At 68.4% G+C, this 25,581-nt stretch carries 23 protein-coding genes and 2 pseudogenes; 12 read left to right on the plus strand and 13 right to left on the minus strand.

What is annotated here, in order from left to right; translation table 11 throughout:
- Positions 1–24: 24 nt before the first annotated feature.
- Positions 25–456, minus strand: coding sequence for a hypothetical protein (locus tag OYT95_RS30365; RefSeq protein ID WP_037226914.1), 432 nt, complete (start codon positions 454–456; stop codon positions 25–27).
- Positions 457–594: 138 nt separating this feature from the next.
- On the opposite strand from OYT95_RS30365, the pseudogene OYT95_RS44740 reads away from it, so the two are divergent.
- Positions 595–657 (plus strand): annotated as a pseudogene (locus OYT95_RS44740) (hypothetical protein); the annotation flags it as partial.
- Between the two features lie 432 nt (positions 658–1,089).
- Complete coding sequence (locus tag OYT95_RS30370) at positions 1,090–1,392, plus strand: DUF4352 domain-containing protein (RefSeq protein WP_268789896.1); 303 nt, start codon at positions 1,090–1,092, stop codon at positions 1,390–1,392.
- A 64-nt stretch (positions 1,393–1,456) separates the two neighbouring features.
- Here OYT95_RS30370 and OYT95_RS30375 read toward each other — a convergent pair whose 3' ends face one another.
- Positions 1,457–1,900 carry an acyl-CoA thioesterase gene (locus tag OYT95_RS30375; protein ID WP_268789897.1) on the minus strand — a complete coding sequence of 148 codons (444 nt, stop codon included), beginning with the start codon at positions 1,898–1,900 and terminating at the stop codon, positions 1,457–1,459.
- Between the two features lie 46 nt (positions 1,901–1,946).
- On the minus strand, positions 1,947–5,159 hold the full coding sequence (locus OYT95_RS30380; protein WP_268789898.1) for a DEAD/DEAH box helicase: 3,213 nt from the start codon (positions 5,157–5,159) through the stop codon (positions 1,947–1,949).
- A gap of 134 nt (positions 5,160–5,293) precedes the next feature.
- Between OYT95_RS30380 and mddA the strand changes: the two genes are divergently transcribed.
- Positions 5,294–6,076: a methanethiol S-methyltransferase gene (mddA, locus tag OYT95_RS30385; RefSeq protein WP_268789899.1), complete on the plus strand. Its 783-nt coding sequence runs from the start codon at positions 5,294–5,296 to the stop codon at positions 6,074–6,076.
- On the opposite strand, the gene OYT95_RS30390 is transcribed toward mddA, so the two are convergent.
- Positions 6,077–6,805, minus strand: a complete 729-nt coding sequence (locus OYT95_RS30390; RefSeq protein ID WP_268789900.1) for an SDR family oxidoreductase — start codon at positions 6,803–6,805, stop codon at positions 6,077–6,079.
- Positions 6,806–6,900: 95 nt separating this feature from the next.
- On the opposite strand from OYT95_RS30390, the gene OYT95_RS30395 reads away from it, so the two are divergent.
- Positions 6,901–7,383, plus strand: a complete 483-nt coding sequence (locus OYT95_RS30395; protein WP_112298892.1) for a VOC family protein — start codon at positions 6,901–6,903, stop codon at positions 7,381–7,383.
- A gap of 6 nt (positions 7,384–7,389) precedes the next feature.
- Here OYT95_RS30395 and OYT95_RS30400 read toward each other — a convergent pair whose 3' ends face one another.
- Both OYT95_RS30400 and OYT95_RS30405 read right to left on the minus strand, forming a co-directional pair.
- Entirely contained in the window at positions 7,390–7,887 is a 498-nt protein-coding gene (locus OYT95_RS30400) for a hypothetical protein (RefSeq protein ID WP_268789901.1), read from the minus strand.
- 86 nt (positions 7,888–7,973) lie between these two features.
- The gene (locus OYT95_RS30405) at positions 7,974–9,485 is read right to left on the minus strand and encodes an ATP-dependent DNA ligase (protein ID WP_268792293.1); all 1,512 of its coding nucleotides are present in this window, start codon (positions 9,483–9,485) and stop codon (positions 7,974–7,976) included.
- A gap of 91 nt (positions 9,486–9,576) precedes the next feature.
- On the opposite strand from OYT95_RS30405, the pseudogene OYT95_RS30410 reads away from it, so the two are divergent.
- Positions 9,577–10,870: pseudogene (locus tag OYT95_RS30410) on the plus strand (NtaA/DmoA family FMN-dependent monooxygenase).
- A gap of 2 nt (positions 10,871–10,872) precedes the next feature.
- Here the strand turns inward: OYT95_RS30410 and OYT95_RS30415 are convergent.
- A complete protein-coding gene (locus OYT95_RS30415; RefSeq protein ID WP_268789902.1) occupies positions 10,873–11,655 on the minus strand; it encodes a DUF427 domain-containing protein in 783 nt (260 codons plus the stop codon).
- A gap of 44 nt (positions 11,656–11,699) precedes the next feature.
- Positions 11,700–12,440, minus strand: coding sequence for a DUF998 domain-containing protein (locus tag OYT95_RS30420; protein WP_268789903.1), 741 nt, complete (start codon positions 12,438–12,440; stop codon positions 11,700–11,702).
- 57 nt (positions 12,441–12,497) lie between these two features.
- On the opposite strand from OYT95_RS30420, the gene OYT95_RS30425 reads away from it, so the two are divergent.
- From OYT95_RS30425 to OYT95_RS30445, 5 genes are all read left to right on the plus strand, one after another.
- Positions 12,498–15,407, plus strand: a complete 2,910-nt coding sequence (locus OYT95_RS30425; RefSeq protein WP_268789904.1) for an FAD-binding and (Fe-S)-binding domain-containing protein — start codon at positions 12,498–12,500, stop codon at positions 15,405–15,407.
- A 1-nt stretch (position 15,408) separates the two neighbouring features.
- Positions 15,409–15,837, plus strand: a complete 429-nt coding sequence (locus OYT95_RS30430) for a pyridoxamine 5'-phosphate oxidase family protein (RefSeq protein ID WP_268789905.1) — start codon at positions 15,409–15,411, stop codon at positions 15,835–15,837.
- A gap of 142 nt (positions 15,838–15,979) precedes the next feature.
- On the plus strand, positions 15,980–17,575 hold the full coding sequence (locus tag OYT95_RS30435) for an FAD-dependent oxidoreductase (RefSeq protein WP_268789906.1): 1,596 nt from the start codon (positions 15,980–15,982) through the stop codon (positions 17,573–17,575).
- Positions 17,572–17,910 (plus strand): 4Fe-4S dicluster domain-containing protein, encoded by a 339-nt coding sequence (locus OYT95_RS30440; RefSeq protein ID WP_037227092.1) that lies wholly within the window; start codon positions 17,572–17,574, stop codon positions 17,908–17,910. The genes OYT95_RS30435 and OYT95_RS30440 overlap by 4 nt, the downstream gene beginning before the upstream one ends.
- A 97-nt stretch (positions 17,911–18,007) precedes the next feature.
- The gene (locus OYT95_RS30445) at positions 18,008–19,369 is read left to right on the plus strand and encodes a bifunctional lysylphosphatidylglycerol flippase/synthetase MprF (RefSeq protein WP_268789907.1); all 1,362 of its coding nucleotides are present in this window, start codon (positions 18,008–18,010) and stop codon (positions 19,367–19,369) included.
- A gap of 7 nt (positions 19,370–19,376) precedes the next feature.
- Here OYT95_RS30445 and OYT95_RS30450 read toward each other — a convergent pair whose 3' ends face one another.
- From OYT95_RS30450 to OYT95_RS30460, 3 genes are all read right to left on the minus strand, one after another.
- Positions 19,377–19,529, minus strand: coding sequence for a hypothetical protein (locus tag OYT95_RS30450; RefSeq protein ID WP_167344011.1), 153 nt, complete (start codon positions 19,527–19,529; stop codon positions 19,377–19,379).
- A 125-nt stretch (positions 19,530–19,654) separates the two neighbouring features.
- Positions 19,655–20,062 (minus strand): YybH family protein, encoded by a 408-nt coding sequence (locus OYT95_RS30455; RefSeq protein WP_268789908.1) that lies wholly within the window; start codon positions 20,060–20,062, stop codon positions 19,655–19,657.
- Positions 20,055–21,509, minus strand: a complete 1,455-nt coding sequence (locus OYT95_RS30460) for a purine-cytosine permease family protein (RefSeq protein WP_112298742.1) — start codon at positions 21,507–21,509, stop codon at positions 20,055–20,057. The genes OYT95_RS30455 and OYT95_RS30460 overlap by 8 nt, the downstream gene beginning before the upstream one ends.
- A gap of 121 nt (positions 21,510–21,630) precedes the next feature.
- On the opposite strand from OYT95_RS30460, the gene OYT95_RS30465 reads away from it, so the two are divergent.
- Entirely contained in the window at positions 21,631–23,142 is a 1,512-nt protein-coding gene (locus OYT95_RS30465) for a PucR family transcriptional regulator (RefSeq protein ID WP_268789909.1), read from the plus strand.
- Positions 23,143–23,145: 3 nt separating this feature from the next.
- Here OYT95_RS30465 and OYT95_RS30470 read toward each other — a convergent pair whose 3' ends face one another.
- A complete protein-coding gene (locus OYT95_RS30470; RefSeq protein ID WP_268789910.1) occupies positions 23,146–24,201 on the minus strand; it encodes a 2,3-butanediol dehydrogenase in 1,056 nt (351 codons plus the stop codon).
- Positions 24,202–24,392: 191 nt separating this feature from the next.
- Between OYT95_RS30470 and OYT95_RS30475 the strand changes: the two genes are divergently transcribed.
- Positions 24,393–25,034, plus strand: a complete 642-nt coding sequence (locus tag OYT95_RS30475) for a restriction endonuclease (RefSeq protein ID WP_037226948.1) — start codon at positions 24,393–24,395, stop codon at positions 25,032–25,034.
- Between the two features lie 67 nt (positions 25,035–25,101).
- On the opposite strand, the gene OYT95_RS30480 is transcribed toward OYT95_RS30475, so the two are convergent.
- Positions 25,102–25,563, minus strand: coding sequence for a 6,7-dimethyl-8-ribityllumazine synthase (locus OYT95_RS30480; protein WP_005252720.1), 462 nt, complete (start codon positions 25,561–25,563; stop codon positions 25,102–25,104).
- Positions 25,564–25,581: the final 18 nt, after the last annotated feature.

A 25,581-nucleotide genomic window follows, 5' to 3' on the forward strand; every position in this document is an offset into this window, starting at 1 on the left:
GTAGGCCCCGTTTCGGGGGCCCTGTCAGTCCAGGACGGTGAAGAACGAATCGCCGTCCTCCGCGGACCCGTCGATCTGCCCCCGGTCGGTGCGCGAGTCCTGCACGATGACGCCCTCGACCACGTCGGCGTGCTTGTTCCCGAACACCGGAATGTCGATGTCCTCGTCGTCGATGACACGGTCGACGTCCTCGGTCAGCTGGTCGTCGGGGAGATCCGCCAACGACACCTCGCTCTGCTCCTCGAGCATCACGTCGGGCTCTTCCTCGGACAACTTCTCGTCCAGGGATTCACCCTCCCGCTCCTCGCGCGCCGTGGTGCCGAACTTGTCGGCCTCACTCCACCCGTCGGGCGGATCGACGACGTCGTCGCCGTCGTTGTTGCGCACGTCGTCGGAGTCCAGGCTCTCGCTGGGGCTCAGCGTGTCACCGGGCCCGTCTTCGATACTCATGTCCATCAAATGCCCAGATCAGGACTGGTTGAAACTTCGAAGGGACGAGTGCGCCGCGCGATGCTTAAGTAGGGGGAATGCGGCATTCGAGGCAGATTCGCCGATGCGTGCTCAGATGTCCAAATTGTCTGGTAAACCTTCTCCATGGGAACGCAGCCAGGGTGGTATCCCGATCCATGGGATCATCGAAAACAGCGCTATTGGGACGGTGTCACGTGGACTGCCCACACCGCGGGACGACCGCATGCCTCATCCGGTCTGTCGGCGCCTCTGCCGAAATCCCAGCCCCAACGTCGGCCGACTTCACCGCAACCTGATCCTGTTCCCCGGCCAACCAAAGCACCCACCTCGCGGCCAAATGGCAAGAGGGACTTGCGGTTAGCTGGAGTCATACTCGCCGTTGGTGTTGTTCTCGTGTTGATAGTTGCCAATATGGGTGGCGGTGACGACGAGTCGAGTGCCGCCTCGACTTCAAGCCGGACACACACGCCACGATTGGTTCCAGCTGCTTCGGCGACCGCGGCTGTGCCGCCAGTGCAGGCTTCGCCGCAGGCTGCAGTTCCCCCAAGACCACCGATTACTGTCGCGCCGCTTCCGCCGCCCCCACCTCCAGTTCCGCAAACGGGCATTGGGAAGCCAGTGCGGGACGGAAAGTTCGAATTCGTCGTGCACTCGTGGGACGGCACGACGGCTCAGCTGTCGGTTACAAACATCAGCGATCGGCCCTATTCGCTTGCGATGTCCTCGCAATATCTCTTCGATGAACAAGGTCGGAAGTTTGAGCCGGAATTCGACTGGACGTCTGACCTGGCGTTCGCTGATCTGAATCCCGGTCAAACGGTCTCTGGCGCGCTGACATACATCCTCAGTGGTGCTGTGGGGGATCACCTGGAGTTGCACGACTCGATGTTCTCGGGTGGCATCGATGTCAAGCTGAATTAGTGGTGGTTGCGCGCTTGTAGTGCTGAACAAGGGTTCGATGGCACACGCTGGTGGTCCGGATGGATCAGCGCTGTTGTGCAGGCCCTGCTGCTGTGGGCGCAGCCAGTTCGCTCCTCAGCGCCTCGAGCGCCGCGATCTGCGCCGGCGACCACGGCGCGGAGTTCACCCGACTCGAATCGAGGTGCACGAGTACGACGGTCAGCTCCGCGGCCTGCACACCGTCCTGGTGGATGGTGATCAGGAAGGTCAGCGAGGTGCTGCCGATCCGGTCCAGGGTGACGACGATGTCCGCGTCGCCAGTGAACAGTTCGCGTCCGAAGTTGCTGACGACATTCACCACGGCGGTCTGCGTGACCGGGTCGAGCAGGTCGCCGCACGCCTCGTCGAGCGCCCGCTTCCACGCCGCACCCGCCGCCTCGTGCGCGCAGTAGAACGGCACATGGCGGCTCACGGACGCCGGCGCGTCCGGCGTGGCGTTGTTCCGCAGGGCAATCGTGTAACGAGGCACGGCTCGGACATTACCCAGATGCCGGTGGGCGGGCATTCTCAGGGGACTACTCGAACAACCCGCGGAGGTCGTCGGCGTCGAGACTGGAGCTGAGCAGGGAGTCGGCGTCCATCACGCTCGCGAACAGCGCCGACTTCTTCGCCTTCAGCGCCATCACCTTGTCTTCGATCGTGTCCTTTGCGATCAGCCGATACACCATCACGTTCCGCGTCTGCCCGATACGATGCGCCCGGTCCACGGCCTGAGCCTCCGTCGCCGGGTTCCACCACGGGTCGAGGATGAAACAGTAGTCGGCCTCCGTGAGGTTCAGCCCGAAACCGCCCGCCTTGAGGCTGATCAGGAACACCGGGGCGGCGCCCTCCTTGAACTCGCGGAGCACGTCGCCGCGACGCCGGGTGCTGCCGTCGAGATAGCTGTGCGCGATGCCGGCGTCCGCGAGCCGGTCGCGGATCTTGCCGAGGAACCCGGTGAACTGGCTGAACACCAGCGCCCGGTGACCGCCCGCGACGACGTCGGCGAGCTGCTCGAGCAGGGCATCCACCTTCGCGGACGGGATGTCGTGGTACTCGGCGTCCACCAGACCGGCGTCGAGGCTCAGCTGCCGCAGCAGGGTCAGCGACTGCAGGATCGTGAAGCGGTTCTTGTCGACGTCGGCGAGCAGGCCGAGGATCTTCTGCCGCTCACGCTGCAGGTGGGTGTCGTAGACCTTGCGGTGCCGCGGGTGCAGTTCGACGTCGAGTACCTGCTCCTGCTTGGCCGGAAGATCCTTCACCACTTGTTCTTTGGTGCGCCGCAGCATCAGCGGTTTCACCCGGCGGCGCAGCTGCGCCAGAAGCTCGGTGTCGCCCTGCTTCTCGATCGGCTTGCGGTAGTAGTCGGTAAACCGGGCCGGGTTCGGGAACAGTCCGGGGGCGGTGATCGACAGCAGCGACCACAGCTCCATCAGGTTGTTCTCCATCGGCGTGCCGGTGATCGCGAGCTTGAACGGCGTCTCGAGCCGGCGGACGCACTGGTAGATCTTGGACTGATGGTTCTTGGTGAACTGCGCCTCGTCGAGGATCAGCCCCGACCACGCGGCCTCCGCATAGGCCTCGAACTCCAGGCGGAACAGGGTGTACGACGTGACGACGATGTCGGCGCCCTCGACCAGTTCGCCCAGGGGAACGCGCCTGCGCGAGCGGGTGTCGGAGATCGCGACGACGTTCGCGCCCGGGGCGAAGCGGGCAGATTCGGACTCCCAGTTCGATACGACACTCGTGGGGGCGACGATGAGGAACGGCGGCGCGTCCGGATTCGACTGCCGCGCATGGCAGATCAGTGCCAGCGCCTGCAGCGTCTTGCCGAGCCCCATGTCGTCGGCGAGGATGCCGCCGAGCCCGTGCTCCCACAGGAAGGCCAGCCAGCGGAACCCCTCCAGCTGGTACGGGCGCAGCCGGGCGTCGAGCGTGCTGGGGACGTCCACGGGCCCGGCGGTGGTCGGCGACATCAGGCCGTCCACCTGCTGCCGCCACTGCGTCGCCTGACGTTCGACGGTGCCGAGCGCGGCGAACTCGTCCCACAGACTCGCCTGGAAACGGCTCAGGCGCAACGTCCCGTCGGCGCGGTCGCGGAGTGCCCGCGCCTCGTCGATGAGCTTGCGCAGCGTGTGGAGTTCGGGTTTGTCGAGGGAGAAGTAGGCGCCGTCGGGCAGCAGCAACTCGGTCTTCCCCACGGCCAGCGCCGAAAAGACCTGGTCGAACGGAACATCCCGGCCCTCCACGGTGAGGGTGACGCCGAGATCGAACCAGTCGGTGCCGCCCTCGGATGCGGTGACCGACACCCCGATGGCCAGGGAATCGCCGGCCTCCCGGTAGTCGGCCGGCTCGCCCAGGACGTCGACCGACACGTCCGACTTGCCGTGGAGCAGCGGCAGGACCTCGGTGGTGAACCGCATCGTGTCGAGTCCGCGCAACGCCGTCGCTTCGGGACCGGCCGACCCCAACCCGTATCTGTCCCAGGCGATGTCGAGTTCGTCGAGCAGTGCGCGTTCGCGGGCGTCGTCCCGGTACTCGTCGCCGGTGGTCCGGGCCGTCAGCGGCGCACGGTGCTCGTCGTCGCCGACGGTGTACAACCATTCCCAGTCGACGGTGACCTCGTGGTCGGGGAGATACGACGCCCGCATCACCAGGGTCGGAGCCGAGATCTCGGGTGGGACGAACGAGCCGTCCGAGGAGATCACCGTGGCCAGGTTGCGCAACTTCGGCAGGAAGTCCGTCAGGAAACGGGACTCCTCGGCGGAGGGAACCTCGATGGGCGTGCGGCGGCGCACCAGATCCTGCAACGGTCCGGGCACGACGGAGTCGAGGCGCGCGAGGTGAATGCGCTCGTCCGCGTCGACGTAGAACAGGCCGTGAGCGCGGACGCCGATGAAACCGATCAGCGTTGCGTCCACAGGCACGCCGTCGACGCGGACCACCGGCCGCACGACGAGTGCGTCGGTGGTGTCGTCGCGGGTGGCGTCGAGGCAGACTTCGGCCGAGCGGTAGGGGGCGAGTGCGCCCAGACGCTTGGAGGAGTGGATGAGCTCCACACCGACCCGGGCCGCCTCGTCGAGTAGCGACCACAGCTGGCGGCTGGGAAAGACGCCGAGGTCGAGATCGGTGTGGTTCTGGCGGCGGTAGGTCAGACCCCCGACGGACAGCAGGTGGATCTCGTGCAGTACCCGGATCTGCTCAGCGGGATGCTGGAACTGGCTGCCCAGCTTGTTCCACGCCAGCCCGCCGACGATCCAGCCCTTGCTGCCCGGCTGGACGGGCCGCACCAGCAACTGAGGTGCCGCGTCGGCGGCCGACGCCTGGACCCGGAACTGGATGGCGAGCGGAGAACGCCCGCCGGAGTCGCCGAAGGGTTCGGCGGTGAGCAAGGAACCGAGCGAGCGTTCCCAGGTGGGTGCGACCGGCGCCTGGGCCTCGGTCCTCGCCTGTTTCATCGCGGTGATCAGCAGGGCGGCGACGTGCTTGCAGTTCATGCCGACCGGACACGTGCACACGCCGTACCGGTACACGGTGCGGCCAGGGACGGACGCGACGAACGCCGACGCGGTGTACGGCTCCGGGGCGGTGCCCGCCACCGCGCCCCACAGCTCCTTGACCGCCGGATCCCACTGTAGGTCCACGACGTGGTGTTCCTTGGCGTACAGCTCGCCGCGGCTGTACGTGGTGGTGCCGAGGACCGCCTTGATCGACGTCACGTCGAGATGGCGGAACTCCCCGGGCAGCATGCCCACAGGTTAGTCAACCGATCCGACACGGTCGCGGGGTGCCGCGAGTCCCACCCCAGGGTTCCTTGTTGCGCCGCCCACCCGATCGGAGACTTCGGTGCAGCGGGGGAATCCCAGCGATCGGAGAGAACAGCATGGCCGAGATGGTCGAATCACCGCAGGCACACCGCACAGGTGGTGTCGCCCGAACACTGATCACCGTGTACGGAACGCTCGTGTACGTCACGTTCCTGATCGTGTTCCTGTACGCGATCGGATGGGTCGAGGGCCTCGTGGTGCCCCACACGATCAACGACGGACCTGACGCCCCCGTGGCGGTCGCCGTGGTCATCGACGTGGCGCTGCTGACGGTCTTCGCCATGCAGCACTCCGTGATGGCCAGGCCCTGGTTCAAGAAACGCTGGACCAGGATCGTCCCCCAGCCGATGGAGCGCTCGACGTACGTACTGTTCGCCACGGCCGCGCTGGCGCTGCTGATGTGGCAATGGCGTCCGCTACCCGACCAGATCTGGGACGTGGAGACCGACTGGGTCCGCGTCGTGATCTACGCCGTGTCGCTCGGCGGATGGGCCCTCGTGCTGGCAGCGACGTTCGCCATCGACCACTTCGATCTGTTCGGAGTGCGCCAGGTGCTGCGCAACCAGAGTGGGAAGTCGGCTCTGCCCAGTCACTTTCGGACACCTGTGCTGTACCGGGTGATCCGTCACCCGCTGTACTCCGGGTTCATCATCGCGTTCTGGGTGGCGCCGACGATGACCTGGGGCCGACTGTTGTTCGCCGTCGGGACCACCGGATTCATCCTGGTCGCGGTGCGTTTCGAGGAGCACGACCTGATCGACACGTTCGGCGACGACTACCGCAGCTACCGCAGGCGGGTGCCGATGCTCGTCCCGAGGTGCGGCGCAAAACCGCGGTAGTCACAGACCCCCGGCGACGTCGATGGTCGTGGCGGTGACGTAGGACGCCTGGTGCGACAGGGCCCACAGCACCGCTTCCGCGATCTCCTCGGGTTCCGCGACCCGGCCGAGTGGCACCTTCCCGGCCACTCGTCCGGGTCGTCCGGGATCGCCGGCAGCGGCGTGGATGTCGGTGTCCGTCGTACCGGGCGCGACGCCGACGACGCGAATGTTCGAGCCCGCCAGTTCCCGTCCGAGTCCCGTCGTGAAACTGTCCACGGCCGCCTTGGAGGCCGCATACCCGACGTATTCGCCCGGGGCGCCGGTGCGGGCCGCGATCGAGCTGAGATTGACGATGACGCCGGGGCGTCCCTGCCGGACCCAGTGCTCGGCCGCCGCGCGGGCGTAGGCCATCGCCCCGAAGACGTTGACGTCGAACACCTCCCGCACCATGGCGTCCGGGGTGGTGAGGAACGTGCCGAGCGGGCCGGTGGTCCCCGCGTTGTTGACCAAGGCGACCAGCTGACCGCGTTGGTCGGCCGCATCGACGACGGCGACGGCCTCATCCTCGTCGCGCACGTCTGCCCGCACCGCGGTCGCGCGGACACCGCAGTGATGGACGAGTTGCTCGGCGGCCTCGTCGTCGTTCTGGAAGGTGAACGTCACCTCATAGCCGCGATGGACGGCGAGGCGCACCACTGCGGCGCCGATGCCGCGGGATCCGCCGGTGACGAGGATGTGTTCGGACACGATACGAGCGTATCCGGGTGATCAAATGCGGACCAAAGCTGACCGCTATCGGTTTTAGGGTGGGTGCATCTGATTCGCCGATGCAGGAGGACCGCATGACCGTCGATCCGATTCCCGAGGGCTACACCACCGTCACGCCGTGGATCATCTCCCGCGACACCGCCGCGCTGATCGACTACGTGAAGGCGGCGTTCGACGGCGAGGAACTCGGCCGGATGGTGGGCGAGGACGGCACCATCGGGCACGCGGAGGTGAGGATCGGGAACGCCGTGGTGATGATGTTCGACGCGCGACCCGACTGGCCGCCGACGCCCGGGTTCCTCCGCCTGTACGTCGAGGACGCGGAGGCCGTGCTCGCGCAGGCCGTCGCCGCCGGCGGCACTCTGGTCACACAGGCGACGCACCTGTTCTGGGGCGACGTCGTCGGCCGCGTCCGCGACCCGTTCGGCAACCTCTGGTGGGTCCAGACCCACATCGAGGACGTCGACGAGGCGGAAATGACCAGGCGCCTGAGCGACCCGGCCTTCACCGCCGCAATGGACTACGTGCAGAGCGCGGACTTCTTCCCCGGACGTTGACCGCTGTCAGCGATTCGGCCTGCCGAACGTGATGCTCGGGGCCGTCACGGTGACGGACGCGATCCGGACCACCAGACCCGAGGGCGGCGGCGGCTCGGCGTCGATGATGGTGGGGTGATGGTCGACCTGCTCGGGGGACGGACGGGCCGGCGCGAACACGCTCCGGACGACACCGATCGGGGTGCGGGCAATCGCGTCGGCCGACTGCTGGATCTGTTCGAGGGTCCGGAAGACCGTGTCGAAATTATCGGACTGCTGGGTGGTGCTCACCGCCTCGACCACCGGGCGCATCGTCCGCAGCAGGAAGACGACCTCCTCGAGCAGTTCCTCGGTGAGCCGCAGGATGTGGAACGACGTCTTCGCGACCTCGATCGGCACGGTCACGGCGCACACCGCGACGCGGACCGGTCCCTCGGCGGCCGAGGCAACTTTGCTGAACGTGCCCTCGACGAACGTCACCGCCGGGGCGGCGCACGAGGGCACGAAGCGGGAAACGAACGTCATCAGCCGACCCCCTCACAGCGCGGCGTCCTACTTGTGCCGGGGAGGTTACCGTGCACACGTTCGCCCCGCAGGTCGAGCAGGCGTCGTCAGCCCGGCAGCAGCGCCCGCACGGCGTCGATGGTGTCGGCGTCGGCGGCCGTCTTGTCGGGGCGGTAGCGCAGGACCCGCGCGAACCGCAGCGCGAGGCCGCCGGGGTAACGCGTGCTGACCTGGACGCCGTCGAGTTCGATCTCCACGACCAGGTCGGGGTGCAGGTACACGGTGTGATCGTCGCGGCTGCGTTCGTGGCGCGGGAATTCGTCCGTCTGCCACTGCAGTAGCGCGTCGGTGAGGCCCTTGAACGTCTTGCCCACCATGATCGGTTCGCCGCCGTCCGGGTCGCGCGCCCCGAGGTGCAGGTTGGACAGGTAGCCGGTGCGCCGCCCGTAACCCCATTCGGCGCCGAGCACCACCAGGTCGAGTGTGTGCTCCGGTTTCACCTTCTGCCAGGCGCGGCCGCGTCGTCCCGCCGCATACGGCGCGGTGAGCGACTTGACCATCACCCCTTCGTGGCCGGCGGCTAGGGCGTCGTCGAAATGGGTTGCCGCGCCGTCGCTGTCGGGTCGGATGAGTCCGGGGATGCGGTGTCGCGGGGCAACGCGTTCCAGGGCGTCCAGCCGCTGCTCCAACGGCGCATCGAGAAGGTCGACGCCGTCGAGGTGCAGGCAGTCGAAGAAGTAGGGGTGCAGCAGCAGGTCGCGGGCGGACTCGGCGCCGAAGCGGCTCATCGTCTCCTGGAACGGTCGGGGGCGGCCGCTGTCGGTGAGCGCCAGCGTCTCCCCGTCGAACACCGCCGACGTGCAGGGCAGGCCGGCGACGAGTTCGACGAGTTCCGGCACGCTGCCGGTGATCTCACGCAGGGTGCGGGTGAAGATGCGCACCTCGTCGCCGTTGCGGTGCACCTGGATCCGCGCGCCGTCGAGTTTGTATTCGACGCTGACGTCGCCGCCCAGTTCGGTCCACGCGTCGGTGAGTGATTCGGCGGGGGAGGCCAGCATGGGCCGGACCGGACGACCCACCTCCAGCCGGAACGCGGTGAGGGCATCGACCCCGCCGTCGAACGCGGCGACCGCGGTCGCGGGCAGGCGTCCCGACAGCATGAACGCCCGGCGCACCGGTTCGACGGGAAGGTCGGCGGCCGCCGCGATCGCGTCCGTCATCACCCCCTCGAGCGCACCCTGCCGGAGGTCGCCGGTGAGCAGTCGCAGCAGGAAGTCCCGCTCGTCGGCGGTGGTGCGGGCGAAGAGGTCGGCGAGCAGTTCACGGCGGCGGGCGGCGGATCCGGAGCCGGAGATCCCGGCAACGGCGGTGACGGTCCCGTCGAGTTCCGACACCGTCACGGACGGGACATCGGCCGGGGTGGCAGGGATGTCGGCGATCGTCCGCCAGCCGATCCCGATCCGGCCCTGCCGAAGCTCCCCGGACAGCCACGCCACCACCGGTTCCACCTCGGCCGGCTCCAGCTGGGTGAGCACCTCACGCAGCGCCCCGACCTTCACCTTGCGCGACCGCGTGGCCCCCACGTCCCGGGACGTCGCGACGATCTGCGAGAACAGCACACCCGACGGTAACCGGAACATCCCGTGGGCGGTCAGAATCCGCCTGATCGAAACCGTGGGCCGACCGCGCCGTCGTTCCTAGGCTTCGACGATGAGCACCCCACGTCGCCGGCCGCTGAAGACGGTCACGGGAGTCAGCGGCGCCGTGAGCACCTATGCCGCCGCAATCGATCCGCAGCAGTCGACCGTCGAATCGTCGATCGAGATCGCGAAGATCGCCGAGGCGAACAAGTTCGACGCGCTGTTCGCCGCCGACCTGCTCAGTTTCGGGGCGCAGGGCGCAATCGGCGCGCAGGAACCGCTGATCTTCCTGTCGGCACTCAGCGCCGTGACGTCGCATGTCGGGCTGATCGCGACGGTGACCACCACATTCCACCATCCCTACAACCTCGCGCGGCTGTTCGGCACCCTCGACCACGTCAGCAACGGTCGCGCCGCCTGGAACGCCGTCACGTCCTCACTCGGCGAGGAGAACTACAGCGACCGGGACCTGCCGAGCCCCGAGGAACGCTACGCCCGCGCCACCGAATCGCTCGAAGTGATCAATGCGCTGTTCGACAGCTGGCAGCCCGGCGCACTCACGTCCGACGGGGCCGGAGGAACCACGCTCGACGCCGATCGAGTGCGGCCGATCGACCACGCGGGCACCTACTTCACGGTGAAGGGCCCGTTGAACATCCCGCCGCTGCCTCAGCGTCGTCCCGTGCAATTCCAGGCCGGCCAATCCGCGGCCGGCGTCGAACTCGGCGCCCGCTTCGCGGAGGTCGTGTTCACATCACTGCCCACCCTCGAAGACGCCGTCACCTACACCAAGAGCATCCGGGCGCGGGCCGCCGACCTGGGCCGCGCCGACGGGCCGCCGCTCATCATGAGTTCGTTCCACGCCACCTACGGGGCGTCCGAGGACGAAGTGCGACGGCTGGTCCGGGAACAGGAGGAGGCCACGGACCTCGACGCCGGGCGGATTCGGCTGGAAGACATGCTCGGTGGCGGCATCGACCTGTCCGGGCTGCCGCTCGACAAGCCGATCCCGGCCGACGTCCTGCCCGACGTCCGGTCGGTGAACCGCCGTCGCGGTCGGGTCGAAATCTTCAGCCGGCTCGCCGCGTCCGGGCGAGCCCGCCGAGGGAGATGACGTCGAGGACACCGGCCACTGGGCGGTCGCGGGAACACCCGAACAACTCGCCGACGCCGTCCAGGAACGCTACGCCGCCGGTGTCCTCGACGTCATCTCCCTCGGCGGGCTCGCCGAGGCGCGGACCCGGGACTTCGTCGTCAACGGGCTGCTCCCCGAACTGCGGCGTCGCGGAATCGTCGGCGACGACTACGTGGGCGGCACGTTCCGCGACAATCTGGAACTACCCCCGCTGCCCCCTCGCGACTGACCTCAGTTCTCCACCGTCGTGCCGTCCACCACGATCCGCACGCGGTCGGGGTAGAACGACACGTGGTCGTCGATGCCCGACGCCTCCGCGGTGGTGAACGGGTAGAACCAGGCGGCGTCCTCGACGGGCTCGGACCCGTCCGCGCCGGTGAACGACAGATACGACGCCGTCCCCTTGTACGGGCAGGACGTCCTGGTGTCGGAGGCGGTGAAGAACTCGGACCGCACGTCGATGCGGGGAACGTAGTAGCGCACCGGCAGTGACGTCTCGAACAGCAGTCGCGGGCGGACGGTGTCGGCGACGAGCGTGTCGCCGATGAACACCTCGACGTGCCGGGACGACGGCAGCACGTCGACGCGGACATACGGGTCGCGGGCATGGACGAACACCTGCTGATCCTCCTCGTACCAGGCGTCCATCCTGTGCCAATAGAACGCGACGTACGGGCTGAGGTCGAGGGAATCGTCCAGTTTCACGTCGTAACCCCACACGGATTGCTCCGCGCGACGGTCGCCGACGACGAGGTCCCAGTACCGGGCCTTGCCCTTCCACGGGCAGGTCGTGGTCGCGTCGACCGGCTCGAGGAAGTCGAAGTTCACGTCGTCGCGGGGAATGTAATAGACGGGCAGGTGCCCCTTCTCGAACAGGTACACCGAACGGGTGGTGTCGGCGACCACCTGACCGCCGAAGAACACCCGGATGCGCTTGTGATTGGGTTCGATCGAGATGCGGCCGTTCTCCGCGAACTGCTGAGTGTCGGCGGCGTGCGTGAGAGCTGTGGACATCACTCCATGGTGCGCCTTCGGCGGCCCGTGCGCCTTTTTGGTAGTCAGGGCGACCGGAACGGCGCACGGGTGCGGAGCGCCGCGACACCGGCTGTCACGACCCACACCGTGAACGGGTACAGGGCCAGGCGTTCGGTGATGCCGAACGGTTCGCCGGGGAGGAGGATCGCCACCATTCCGACGACACCGACGAGGCAGCACACACCGGTCCAGAGCGCGAAGATGCGCCAACGCTCGTAGAGCGCGATCGCGATGACGAACATGGCGGCGTTGCGGGCAACGAACGTCGGGGCCGCGACCAGCTGGTGCAGGTGGGCGTCCACATTGATCGGAACGACGCCTGTCAGCGCCGCACTCACGGCCGCCAGACAGAGCAACGTCAACGCGGCCCGGCGCAGGCGGCCCGGTGGCAGGAACTCACGCAGGCCCACGGCTCCGGCGAGAATGAGCACCCCGGTCATCACGAATGCGCTGTTGATCACCGCGTGCAGCGGTGAGCAGAGCCGGGCGGCCGCGATCTGGGCCGCGGAGCCGTCGCAGCCCGTGACCCCCAGATTGCTGACCGAATTGGTCCGCACCTCGTACGGCCGCGGCCAGGCGCGCGCGGTCACGACCTCCGCGAGGAAATACAGGGCGATGAGCACCCAGGCCGTGGCTCCGACCCGCACAGCCAACAGTCGCCGGGCGGGTGACGGCGTTCGCACGACGCTCACCCCTCCGAACCGTACCCGGCTCACCGAGAGGATTGTTGACAATCTTCGGGAGCGGCTCGACCATGTAGCCATGGCCCCGCTGACGAGAATTCCGGTAGCTGACTCCGACGAGACGGGACAGATCGACGCGTGGCTGAGCTGACACGCCCCGCGGCCGACCTGCACGCCGAGCTCGCCGAGCTGGGCATCGACCTCGACACCGGATCGCGACGGCGCGCCGAATACTCGTTCGACGCCTCCAATTACCGGGTGCCGCCGCTGGCCGTCGCGTTTCCCCGCAGCGCCGGCGACGTGGTGGCGATCGTCCGGGCCTGCACCGACCGCGGCATCCCCATCACCAGCCGCGGCGGCGGCACGTCACTCGCCGGCAACGCGATCGGCAGGGGAGTGGTACTCGACTTCTCCCGGCACATGAATCAGGTGCGGGCCGTGGACGCGTCCGCTCGAACCGCCGTCGTCGAACCCGGGATCGTCCTCACGGACCTGCAGAGGGATGTGCAACTGGCGACGGACGGCGCGTTCACGTTCGCGCCCGACCCGTCCAGCAAGTCCCGCGCGACCGTCGGCGGTGCGATCGGCAACGACGCCTGCGGCAACCACTCCGTGCGGTACGGCCGCACGTCCGATCACGTCGTCGCACTCGATCTGGTGACGGCGGACGGGCACCGGCTGACCGCCGCCCGCGACGGGCTGCGGGCCACCGATCCGGAAGACTCCTCTGCGGTGAGCGAGGCCGAGCGGATCGCCGCCGGACTCGACGCGCTGACGCAGGACCATCTCGGCGACTTCCGTCTCGAGCTCGGCCGGATCCCGCGGCAGGTGTCCGGCTTCCACCTGGCGAACCTGTTGCCCGAGAACGGCTTCGACGTGGCCCGCGCCCTGGTGGGAAGCGAGGGGACGTGCGCGGTGATCGTGGCCGCGACCGTCGCGCTGGTGCCGGTGCCGCCCGCCGCGATGCTGCTGTGCCTCGGATACCGCGACCTCGTGGATGCGGCCCGCGACAACGCACTGATCCTCGAGTACTCGCCCGCCGCGATCGAGGGCATCGACTCGGCGATCGTCGACACCATGCGACACCTGCGCGGCGCCGACTCCGTCGTCGGGCTGCCCGACGGCGAGGCCTGGCTGTACGTAGACCTCGACGGCGAGGATCTCGCCGAAGTGAAACTGCGCGGGGCCGAACTGGTCTCGAAACTGCGGGCCGCCGGACGGCTCGTCGACTCGCGGGTGGTCGGGGACCCGGCGGAACGCGCGTCGCTGTGGCGGGTCCGCGAGGACGGCGCCGGACTGTCCGCCCGACTCGTCGAGGGCGGCGAATCCTGGACGGGCTGGGAGGATTCCGCCGTCGCACCCGACCAGCTCGCCGACTATCTCGTCGACATCAAGGCCCTGCTCGCCGAATTCGGCCTCACCGGCGTCATGTACGGGCACTTCGGCGCCGGCTGCATGCACATCCGCATCAACTTCGACCAGCGCACCGAGGCGGGCCGGGACGTGATGTCGCGGTTCATCCACCGCGCCGCCGAACTGTGCGTGCGATTCGGGGGATCGATGTCGGGGGAGCACGGCGACGGTCGCGCGCGGTCGGCGCTGCTGCCGATCATGTACACCCCCACTATGATGGCGGCGTTCGCGACGTTCAAACGACTCTGGGATCCGGCGGCCGTGCTGAACCCGGGCAGCATCGTCGCCCCCGAACCGCTGCTGGGCAGCCTGGCCCTCGACGGCGTGAACCCGCGGGCGTGGCAGACCACATTCGATCTCACCCCCACCAGCGACGTCCCCGTCGCGCCGTTCGTCCACGCCGTCCAGGGGTGCATCGGGGTGGGCCGCTGCCGCGCGTCGACGGGTGGCGTGATGTGCCCCAGCTTCCGCGCGACCGGCGACGAGAAGGACTCCACCCGCGGCCGGGCCCGCGCCCTGCAGGAGATGGTCCGCAACTCGCCGACCGTCGCCGACGGATGGCGCTCCGAGGACGTCAAGGAATCCCTCGACCTCTGCCTGTCCTGCAAGGCGTGCTCCACCGACTGCCCGGTGGGCGTCGACATGGCCACGTACAAGTCCGAATTCCTCGACCACCACTACCGCGGCCGGGTGCGTCCGCTGTCGCACTACTCCCTCGGCTGGCTGCCGGTGTGGCTGAAGATCGCCGAACGGTCCGCCCCCGTGGTGAATCGGCTGACCGCAGGCCGGCTGGCGAAGGTCGCGGCCAAACTGGGTGGTCTCACCCCGCACCGGTCGATGCCGGAGTTCGCGTCCCGCAAGCAGATCCGCCGCGAGGTCGGGGAGACGTCGCAGAACGGCACGGCGGATGTCGTGATGCTCGCCGACACGTTCACCCGCGGGTTCCGCCCCGAGGTGGTCGGCGCCGCGTCGCGGGTACTCGCCGAGGCGGGCCTGAGCTCCCAGTGCCGCAGCGACGTCTGCTGCGGGCTCACCTGGATCTCCACCGGACAGCTGAAGCAGGCCAAGAAGACCCTCGCCAGGGCGGCCGAACTCCTCGACGACGGCACCGACCGCCCCATCGTCGTCCTCGAACCGAGTTGCGCCGCTGCGTTCCGCAAGGACCTGCCCGAACTCGTCCACACCGACGCCGCACGACGCGTCGCCGCCCGCGTCCAGAGCTTCGCGGGCGCCGTCCTCGAACGGACCCAGGCAGGCTGGACCCCGAGCGTGGCGCTGCCCGAGGACGTCACCGTGCAAACCCACTGCCACGAATACGCCGTGTTCGGCGCGGCCGGTCAGCGGAAGGCCCTGCAGGCGGTCGGCGTCGAACGCGTCCGCGAGGCCACCGGATGCTGCGGCGTCGCAGGAAACTTCGGGTTCGAGGCCGACCACTACGACCTCAGCATGCAGGTGGCGGAACAGGCACTCGCCCCCGCACTGCGCGACAGTCCCGAAGACGCAGTCGTGCTGACCGACGGATTCAGCTGCCACATGCAGGTACGGCAGCTCGACCCGTCCCGATCGTCGCAACACCTCGCCCAGCTGCTCGACCCCGCACCACCGTCGAAACCCGAACACCAGAGCGGAGACTGACATGTCGCAGTTGTCGATGACCAGTGAACAGCGCGAGAAGTTCCTCGCCGACGTGCACGTGGGGGTGATCGCCGTCGACCGCGACGGGCGGGCACCGCTCGCCGTGCCCATCTGGTACGGCTACGAACCCGGCGGCCACGTGTACGTCTGGACCGGTCGCGGGTCGATGAAAGAGCGGCTGATCCGCGCCGCCGGCCGCTTCAGCCTCGTCGCCCAGGACGAGAAGCCGCCGTACCGGTATGTCAGCGTCGAAGGTCCGGCGGAGTTCGACGAATCACCCACCGCCGACGTCGTCCGCGGACTCGCCGCCCGCTACCTCCCCGCCGAGGAGGTCGACAGTTTCGTGGAGGAGGCGTACGACGACAGCGCGATCGTCATCCGCATGCGGCCGGAGCACTGGCTGAGCGTCGATTACAGCAAAGGCGCGTAGCGCCCGTGCGCGGTTAGCGAGTCCCTGGACTCGTTAACCGCGCACGGGCGATTCGGTTCACGCTGATTCTGACGATGGCGGCACGGGCCGATGTGCGGAAGCGTTGAAGGGCAGTTGTTCCGCCTCGACAGGAGCGCCCTTCATGACCGAACTTCTCGACCTGAGCACCGATGTCCTCGTCATCGGCGGCGGCCCCGCCGGAACGTGGGCCGCGCTGCGCGCACGGCAATCCGGGGCGGACGTCGTCCTCGTCGACAAGGGGTACTGCGGAACCAGCGGCGCCACCGCGCCTTCGGGCACCGGCGTCTGGTACGTCGACCCCGACCCGACCGCGCGGGCGAAGGCCAAGGCCAGCCGCGAAACGCTCGGCGGCCATCTCGCCGACCACCACTGGATGGACCGCGTCCTCGACCAGACGTACGCGAACATGGATCTCCTCGCCGAGGAGGGCCGGTACCCGTTCCCCGTCGACCCCGACACCGGCAGGCAGATCCGCACCGGACTCCAAGGGCCCGAATACATGCGACGGATGCGGGCGTGGGTCAAGAAGGCGGGCGTCCGGATTCTCGACCACTCGCCGGCCCTCGAACTGCTCGTCGACACCGACGGCCAGGTGCGCGGTGCGGCGGGCTACCAGCGCCAGGACGACCGCGACTACCGGATCACCGCCGGCGCCGTCGTGATCGCGAGCGGCGGTTGCGCGTTCCTGTCCCGCGCACTGGGCACCAACGTCGACACCGGCGACGGCGCGCTGATGGCCGCCGAGGTGGGCGCCACGTTCTCCGGCATGGAATTCTCCAACGCGTACGCGATCGTCCCCGCCAACTCCACCATCACCAAGACCGCCTACTACGGCTACGCCACGTTCTTCCACGCCGACGGACGCGTCCTCGAGGGCGCCGGCTCCACCAAGGGGCGTTCGGTGATCGCGAAAACGTTGCTGTCCGAGCCGGTGTTCGCCCAACTGGATCGCGCCGACGACGACGTGCAGCGCCAGATGCGGCTCGGTCAGCCCAACTTCTTCCTGCAGTTCGACCGTCGCGGCATCAACCCGTTCACCGACCGCTTCGAGGTCAGCATGCTCGCGGAGGGGACGGTGCGCGGGACCGGCGGCATCGACGTGGTCGACGACACCTGCGCCACGTCCGTCCCCGGCCTGTTCGCCGCCGGCGACGCCGCCACCCGCGAACGCATCTGCGGCGGCTTCACCGGCGGCGGCAGCCACAACTCGGCGTGGGCGATGTCGTCCGGCACCTGGGCGGGCACCGGGGCCGCGCGCTTCGCGCGAACCGAACGTCGGGTGCGGGCGGGCGAACTGCGTCCCGCCGGCCGGGCCGGTCTGCGGCCGGCGCAACGGTCGGGGCTGGAGGCGTCCGCCGTCGTCGCGGCCGCGCAGGCGGAACTCATCCCGTACGAGAAGAACTACCTGCGCGACGGCGTGCGGGTGCAGGGTGCACTCGACGAGTTGGAGTCGTTGTGGACGGCATTGTCGCTGGGCCTCGGCGGCGACTCCGGCGACGAGCGGGTCCGTGCCCGTCAGGCCGCGGCGATCACCGCGGTGGGCCGGTGGATGTACCACTCGACGCTCGCGCGGACGGAAACCCGCGGAATGAGCAAGCGCGCCGACTACCCCGACCTCGACCCCGCGCAGCACCACCACGTGCTCACCGGTGGGCTGGACGACGTGTGGACTGCGACCGCTGCGACGCACAGCGGGCTGTTGCGGGTGGCCTCGTGATCGAGGTGCTGCTGGCCGACGCGTGCATCGGCTGCGACAAGTGCGTCGACGCGTGTCCCACCAACGTCTTCGACCGCACCGACGCCGGGATCCCCGTGATCGCCCGGCAATCGGACTGCCAGACGTGCTTCATGTGCGAGGCGTACTGCCCGGTCGACGCGCTCTACGTGGACCCGCAGTCCACGCCGCTCGCCGACGGGCAGGACATCCCGGCGGACCACATCGGCCGGTACCGCGAGAAGCTCGGCTGGGGGAAGGGGCGTGCCGCAGGCTCACTCACGGCTGTCGGGCCGTCCCTGCCGCACGGTGCGCCGCCGCCCAGGCTTCGCCCGTGAGTGCGTAGCGAGTCCAGGGACTCGTCAAGCACTCACGGGCGGCGGAGCCGCTAGATTGGAGGTACCGGAACAGTCGTCACCTGGTGCATGGGTGCGGATGCAGAACTCGAAGTCGACACCGATGACCGCGCCCGGGCTGCGGGTGTACCGGCCCGAATCGCCCGCGGCGCGGATGGCGCTCGTCGGCGCGACTGTCGTGGTCGGTCTCGTGCTCATGTGGATGGCCGGGCGGTCGGGTCCCGTCCGCACGTGGATGGTGGCGGTCGGAATCGCCGTCCTGCTGGTGGCCCGTGGACTGCACCTGCGGCGGCCCGTCACCATGACGCATTCGGTGGCGGCGGTACTGATCGTGGCGGCCGCGGATGTCGCGTACACGAGCGCACATTCGACTCCGGGGTTCCTCCTGCTGGTGGCCACCGGACCCGTCCTGATGCTGCCGGTGCGCAGTGCGCCGCAGCCCGAGGACCGTGCCCGCGTGTCCGCCCTGATCCAGCAGACCACGGACGACCCGTTGTCGCCGTTCGCCCTCAATTCGGCGAAGTCGTACTACTTCAACGCGTCGGGCACCGCGGCGATCGCCTACCGGGCGCGGTCCGGAATAGCGGTCGTCTCCGGCGATCCCATCGGCAACTCATTCGAATTCGGCGCCCTCCTCGACGAGTTCTCCGAGTTCGCGGCCGAACACGGTTGGCGCGTCGCCGTGCTCGGCGCAGGGGAAGGCGTCGCCCGGCTGTGGGAGATCGGCGGCGACACCCGAAAGCCGTTGAAGGCGGTCCCCATCGGCCGCGACGTGGTGATCGACGTCGGACACTTCACCCTGCACGGCAGGAAATTCCGCAACCTCCGACAGGCCGTGCAGCGCACCCACAATGCTGGGATCACCACCGAGATCGTCCCCGAAGCCGCGCTCGACGAACCGACGCGGCGGGAACTGACGGACATCGTCGACGACGCCCGCGCGGGGCATCAGCGCCGCGGATTCTCGATGATCCTCGACCACCTGCTGGACGGCACACTCCCCGGTGTTCTCCTCGTCGTCGCCCGCGACTCCGCCGGACGCGCCGTGGCCTTCCAGCGTTACGGCACCGCCGATGCCGCCCGCGAACTGAGCCTTGACGTTCCGTGGCGCGCCGAGGACGCACCGAACGGCACCGACGAACGCATGACCGTCGACGTCATCCGCCACGCCGAGCAGACCGGTGCGCGATACGTCTCGCTGTCGTTCGCGGCGTTCCCCGAACTCCTCGACCCCGGCGCACCCGGCGCGGGCGCCCGGCTCTTCCGCCGTGTCCTCCACCTCGGCGACGTCCTGATCTCGCTCGAGTCGCTGTACCGCTACCTCGGCAAGTTCCATTCCACGGGGAACCGGCGATACGTGCTCCTGCGTTTCCGCTACCTGCTGCCCGCCGCGTTCGCGTGCCTGACGTTCGAGTTCGTGCCGCACCGGGAGCGGGGCTGAGGCGAGGTCAGAAGTCGAAATTCTTCTCGTTCGTCGCGGTGAGCGCGTCGACGACGGCCGCGAGATCGGTCTTGGAGACGTCCGGGGTCGCCTCCTTCGGCGTCGGTCGCGTCGCCTTCTCCGGTGGGGTCTGCTTCTTGCCGGGCCGTTCGTCCGTCATCTGTGCACCTTCGCGATATGCCGAGCCGGGCAGGTTTACTGACCAGTACACCGTCGGGCGTCTGCCTCCGCAACTCGACGGGGTCCTGATGTGACGCGGTCCACGTCGAGCCAGCTATCTGTCAGTTACACCGCTGGACCGGACTGCGGCGACAGGTGCTCGTGGACGGCGATCCAGCCCGAGTCGTCGCGACGCCGGAACAGGATCGTCTCCCGCTCGTCGAGCTCGACGGTCCCCGTCGAATCCCGCACAGTGGTGCCGACCCGGTGCGTCAGCACCGCGACATCCGGGGCCGGGAACGTGACGTTCTGCTCGCTGGAACGGCACGCCAGGACGCGGAACCCGTCCGACTCCCACTCGGTCCACAGGTCGCGGTAGGCCTCGCGGCTCGGCAGCGGCACCGGGTGGGTGTAGAAGACGAACGTCGCGTCCGGGCTGAACGCCTCGAAGTAGGCGGCCGTGTCGTGCTCGCCGAATGCCCGGATCAGCGCGTCGATCGCGTGCTGGACGTCAGCCGTCGTCGCGTCAGCCATGAGCGGGGGTCTCCTCGCCTGCCAGTGCGGCTTCGCTGTCCTCGATGAACCGTTCCTCGGTGTTCAGGTCCAGCGACCGGGACAGCACCCAGTACACGATCCCGGACACGGCGAGTCCGACCGCGAACGCGACGTCGACCTCACCGAGGGCCGCGGCGATCGGTCCGACGTAGAACGGCAGCACCATGAACGGCACGGACGCGACGATGCCGGCGAAGAAGGCGGTCATACCCCGCCACGACCACATTCCGTACAGCCCGTCCGGTGTGAACAGGTCGGTGATGGCGTAGTGCCCGCGGCGCACGAAGAAGAAGTCGGTGAGATTGACGGCGGTCCAGGGCACGAGGAGGTACAGCATGATCAGCAGTGTCGTGTTCAGGACGGTCGTCGAATCGGTGAACAGCAGACTCAGCACCAGCCAGACCGCGGCCAGCGCGAGCACGGTCACCACCCGGATCCGGCGGGACGGGGTGACCTTCCGGAAGGAGTCGATGCCGGTGATCACGGTCAGCATGCCGCTGTACGCGTTCAGGCCCATGGTCGCCACCAGCACGAGCGTCGCGACGAGTGCGAGCACGCTGCCGAGGAACGGGACCACCGAGTTCCCGGCGTCGTGGATGCCGGCGAGCGCATCCGTCGCTCCCAGCCGGGTGGCCATCCACGCGCCCACCGGGATCAGCCACACCGGCGACGCGGAGGCGCCGAGGAACACGGCCGACACGATGGCCGACGTCCGGGTGTTGCGCGGCAGGTACCGCGAGTAGTCCGACACGTACGGCGCGTAGGTGATGTTGTAGGAGGCCGCGACACTGAACTGGGCGATGAACGCCAGCAGGGTGAACCCGCCCGTCGCGGCGCCCGCGTCGCCGCCGCCGGCGTGCCCGAACACGACACCCCACGTGAGGATCGCCCACAGCGGCAGCGACAGCCAGAACAGCACACGGAACGACAGGTGCAGCAGATCGTGACCATAGATCGCGAGCAGCGTCGCGACCGCGGTGATGACGACGGCGATGATTGCCGCGTTCCACCCGAAGATGCTGTGCAGACCCGCCTTGATGATGACGACGTCCACGACGTTGAACCCGACGTACGTGAACAACGTCCCGATGAGTGCGAGGACGACACCGCGATAGCCGAACTGCGCACGAGACTGCACCATCTGCGGGAGTCCGAGCACCGGTCCCTGCGACGCGTGGAACGCCATGAACAACGTTCCGAAGAAGATGCCGAGAATGCCCGCCACCACCGTCCAGCCCAGCGACAGGCCGAGGGCGGGGCCGACGAAACCGATGGCCACCGTGAAGGGCTGGAAGTTTCCGACGAACCAGAAGGGGCCCTGGTCGCGGACCTTCCCGTGACGTTCGTCCTCGGGGACGTAGTCGATCGAGCGGGTCTCGATGGTGCCACCGAGGGTCGCGGCGGTGTCGCCGGAGTGATCTGTCACTGAAACTCCTAGAAGGTGCTGTGGCTCTGATCACTACTCTGCGCACTGCGCCGCTCCGGCACCAGAGGTGAGATGTACAGTTCGTCTATTACGGTTGGGCAATTAGTACAAGAGGTCACCGGTGATCACCGTTCAGGACGTCCTGTCCGCCCCCACGCTGCGGCTCACATCGATGAGCGGGACGGCGGGGGTGGACAACCCCATCACCGCAGCGCACGTGTCCGAACTGACGCGTCCGCGGGACTGGCTCCAGGGCGGGGAGTTGCTGATGACCGTCGGCCTCATGCTTCCCACCACCGAAGCCGGGTGCCGCGACTACGTGCGGGATTGCGTCGCGGGCGGGGTCGCCGCACTGTGCCTCGGTCTGGGGCACGGGCTGCCCTACCAGGCACCCCCGGAGCCGCTCGTCGCGGCGGCGCGTGAATTCGGCGTCCCGCTGCTCATCGCCCCCGACTCGGTGCCGTTCATCGCCATCACCAAGTGGATCTTCTCCCGGATAGCCGAGGAGGAGAAGCGTGCCCTCGAGGACGCGATCGAGCTCAGCTATCAGCTCACCGCGGTCGCGGCCGGACCGTCGCCGCTGAGCGGACTGCTCGACACGTGGCGTTTCGTCAGCGGCTCACTGTGCGCGGTGCTGGACGCGTCGGGTGGGGTCGTCCAGCTCTCCGACGGCGTCGATGAAGCGTTCCTGCAGGACGCCCAGAACCAGGTGGGTCGTTACACCACCCGAGCGACGGGCTGGACGGCGTTCGGCGGCGCCGGTCAGCGGGAACTCGAACTGCACCCCGTCCGAATCGAGAACCCGCTCGCGTTCGTCGTGCTCGAGCGGTCGGCGGACAGCGCGCTGCGGCATGCGTCCAATGTGCTCGTCTCGCTGCTGTCGCTCGAACTCGAACGCCGTCACGTGGCAGGCGAACCCGAGCGGCAGCGGCGGGCGGCGGCGCTGGCGCAGTTGCTCAGGCCCGGGCTTCGGAGGGAGCGCGCCCATCAGATCGCCGCCGGCATCGGGCTGCCCCGCGACCCCCTGCAGATCGCCGTCGTGCGCTCCACCCCCGATTCGGTGGCCGACCTGACCGCCCGGATCGGGTCGGCCCTTCCGGATTCCGTCCTGAGACAGCGCAACTCGGACATCGAGATCGCGCACCCCGAATCCGCCGGGCTCGCCGACCTGCTGTCGGGTGTCGCGGAGGGATGCGCCATCGGGATCGGCGCGCTGGTTCCCGTGGACGCGCTGGCCGTGTCGGCGATGCAGGCGCGATCCCTCGTCGCCGTCAGTGCCCGACTCGGCCGCGCCGTCGACGCCAAGGAAGGGGAGACCGTGCAGTTGCTGCTGCGCCTCGGCTCGGCCGACGCGCTCAGCGGCTTCTCGACCGCCGTCCTCGCACCCCTCGATCAGCTCGAGCCGCGCGAACGCGTCGAACTCCAGCGAACGCTCGAGGAATGGCTGCGAGCCAACGGGGCCTGGGACCCCGCGGCGGCCGCCCTCTCCGTGCACCGCAACACCGTCCGGAACCGGATCGACAAGATCGCGGCACTGACCGGGCGGAACCTCGACCAGGCCGACGACCGCATGGAGTTGTGGCTGGCGCTCAAGGCCAGGGCAGTGACACCGTCGACGGACGAACCCGACTGACGGTCACGCCCGGACCAGGATCTTCACCGCCGTGTCGTTGTGCTCGATCAACGTCGTGAGGCCCTCGGAGACCAGGTTGTCGAGTTCGATCCGGCCGGTGATGAACGGGGCCAGGTCGATCACGCCGGTGCGCACCATCTCGATCACCGCCTCGTGATCACGAACGTAAGCGATGGTGCCGCGCAGGTCGATCTCCTTGAGGACCAGCTTCTGCATGTCCACCGTCGCGGGCTTGCCCCAGATCGACACGTTCACCACCACGGCTGCGGGACGGACGGCGTCGAGGATCGTGTCCAGGACGGCGTCGACCCCGGCGCACTCGAACCCGAGATCGGCGCCGACACCGCCGGTCAGCTCGAGCACCCGGGCCTTCACGTCTTCCGACGACGGGTCGATCACGTGATGCGCGACCCCACTGGACAGCGCCTTCTGCTTGCGGGCGTCACTGAGTTCCGTGACGATCGTGGTGACACCCAGACCCTTCAGGACCGCGGCCACCAGGAGTCCGATCGGCCCCGCACCGCCGACCAGCGCGACGTCGCCGGCCTTCGCCCCGCTGCGGACGACTGCATGATGCGCGACGCTGAGCGGTTCGATCAGGGCCGCCTCGTCGAGCGGGATGTCGCCGATCTTGTGCACCCAGCGGCGGTCGACCACCACCTTCTCGCTGAGTCCGCCTCCGCCACCGGCCAATCCGATGAAACCCATCTTCGTACACAGGTGATAGTTGCCTGCCTTGCAGGACGCGCACTCGTTGCACACGAAGTACGGCTCCACCACCACGTTGTCGCCGACGGCGACATCGGTGACGCCCTCACCGACCTCCTCCACCGTGCCGGAGAACTCGTGGCCCATCGTCACCGGCGCGTTCTCGTGCGACAGCGGATGCGGATGTCCCGGCGGGGAGATGAAAATCGGGCCTTCCAGGTACTCGTGCAGATCGGTGCCGCAGATGCCGCACCACGCGACCCGGAGTTTCACCGCGCCCGGCCGCAATTCCGGCTCCGGGATGTCGTCGATCCGGATGTCGCGTCGGCCGTGGAAGCGTGCTGCCCTCATGAATCCGCCCTCACTACGTTGTGAACGTGCTGATTCGGGGAACGGTACGGTCGCGCGGCCGGGAGCGGGAAGAGTTGCAGTGTGTTGCAATTCGATGGCGCCGGTGTGACGTTCACCGGCGGATAGCTGGTTTGGCCGGATCTGCGGGTACCTTCGAAGGGAAAGACTGGTTCGATCTGGGGGAGTGAGGCATGGCACGCATACGCACGGCGGCTGAAGCTGAAATCAATGCCGCCGAGCAGATGCAGAAGCTCGGTTACGGCGACGCCACAGCGCTGCTCGGGGGCGCGGACGGCGGCATCGACGTCTACTCGTCACGCGCGTACGCGCAGGTGAAGTGGCGTGGCGGCAGTGCAGGCAAGTCGGACCTCGCGAACCTCTACGGCACCCGCGGAACCAGCCACGCCCGGAAACTCCTGTACTTCTCCGGCCCCGGATACACCGACGAGGCCGTCGACTACGCGGACGCGGTGGGTATCGCCCTGTTCCGGTGCGAGCCCGACGGCGAAACCCCGCCGGTCGGCGCCCATGCCCCGAAACTGGTGGCCGCCGCGCGTAACTCGACGGTTGCGGTGGCCCCGTCCCCGCCGCCGCCACCCGAGCCCGAATCGCCGGCGCGCATCGTCGCCCGCAATGCATGGGCGATGGTCGCAGGCTTCTTCGGCGCCCACTGGCGACTCCTCGGCGCCGTCGTCTGCACGATTGTCCTCATGATCGCCCCCTTCGGCGAAGGGAACGTGGGGCTGCGCGTGTTCGCGACGATCCTCGCCGTCGTCGGCGCGCCGGTGTTCTGGCTCCTCTACGTCCAGCACCGGCACGCGAAGGACAGGTGATACGAGGAAACCACCGTCAGTACGTACTGACGGTGGTTTCCTCGTTGCGGTTCGGAGTGGGCGAATCTCAGTTCGCAGTCGGCAGCGACTTCAGCGACGTGACGGTGGCGACGCAGGCGCGAGCGGCCTCGGCGCCCTTCTTCACGAAGTGGTCGTGGAAGTAGTTCAGGTGCTCGTCGTGCTCGTGGAAGTGGTGCGGCGTCAGCACAACCGAGAACACCGGCACGTCCGTGTCGAGTTGCACGCGCATGAGGCCGTCGATCACCGCGGTCGCGACGAACTCGTGCCGGTAGATGCCACCGTCCACGACGAGCGCAGCGGCGACGACGGCGTCGTAACGCCCGGTGAGGGCGAGGCGGCGTGCGTGCAGCGGGATCTCGAACGCGCCCGGCACCTCGAAGAAGTCCAGTTCGTCCTTCGAATACCCCAGCGTGTTCACCTCGTCGGTGAAACCCTCGCGTGCGCGGTCGACGATGTTGCGGTGCCACGTGGCCTGGATGAACGCGATCCGTCCCTGACTCTCACTCATGGTCTGAAACTACTGCAC

The organism is Rhodococcus sp. JS3073 (assembly GCF_026810085.1).
In the GTDB taxonomy this organism is placed as follows: domain Bacteria; phylum Actinomycetota; class Actinomycetes; order Mycobacteriales; family Mycobacteriaceae; genus Rhodococcus_F; species Rhodococcus_F wratislaviensis.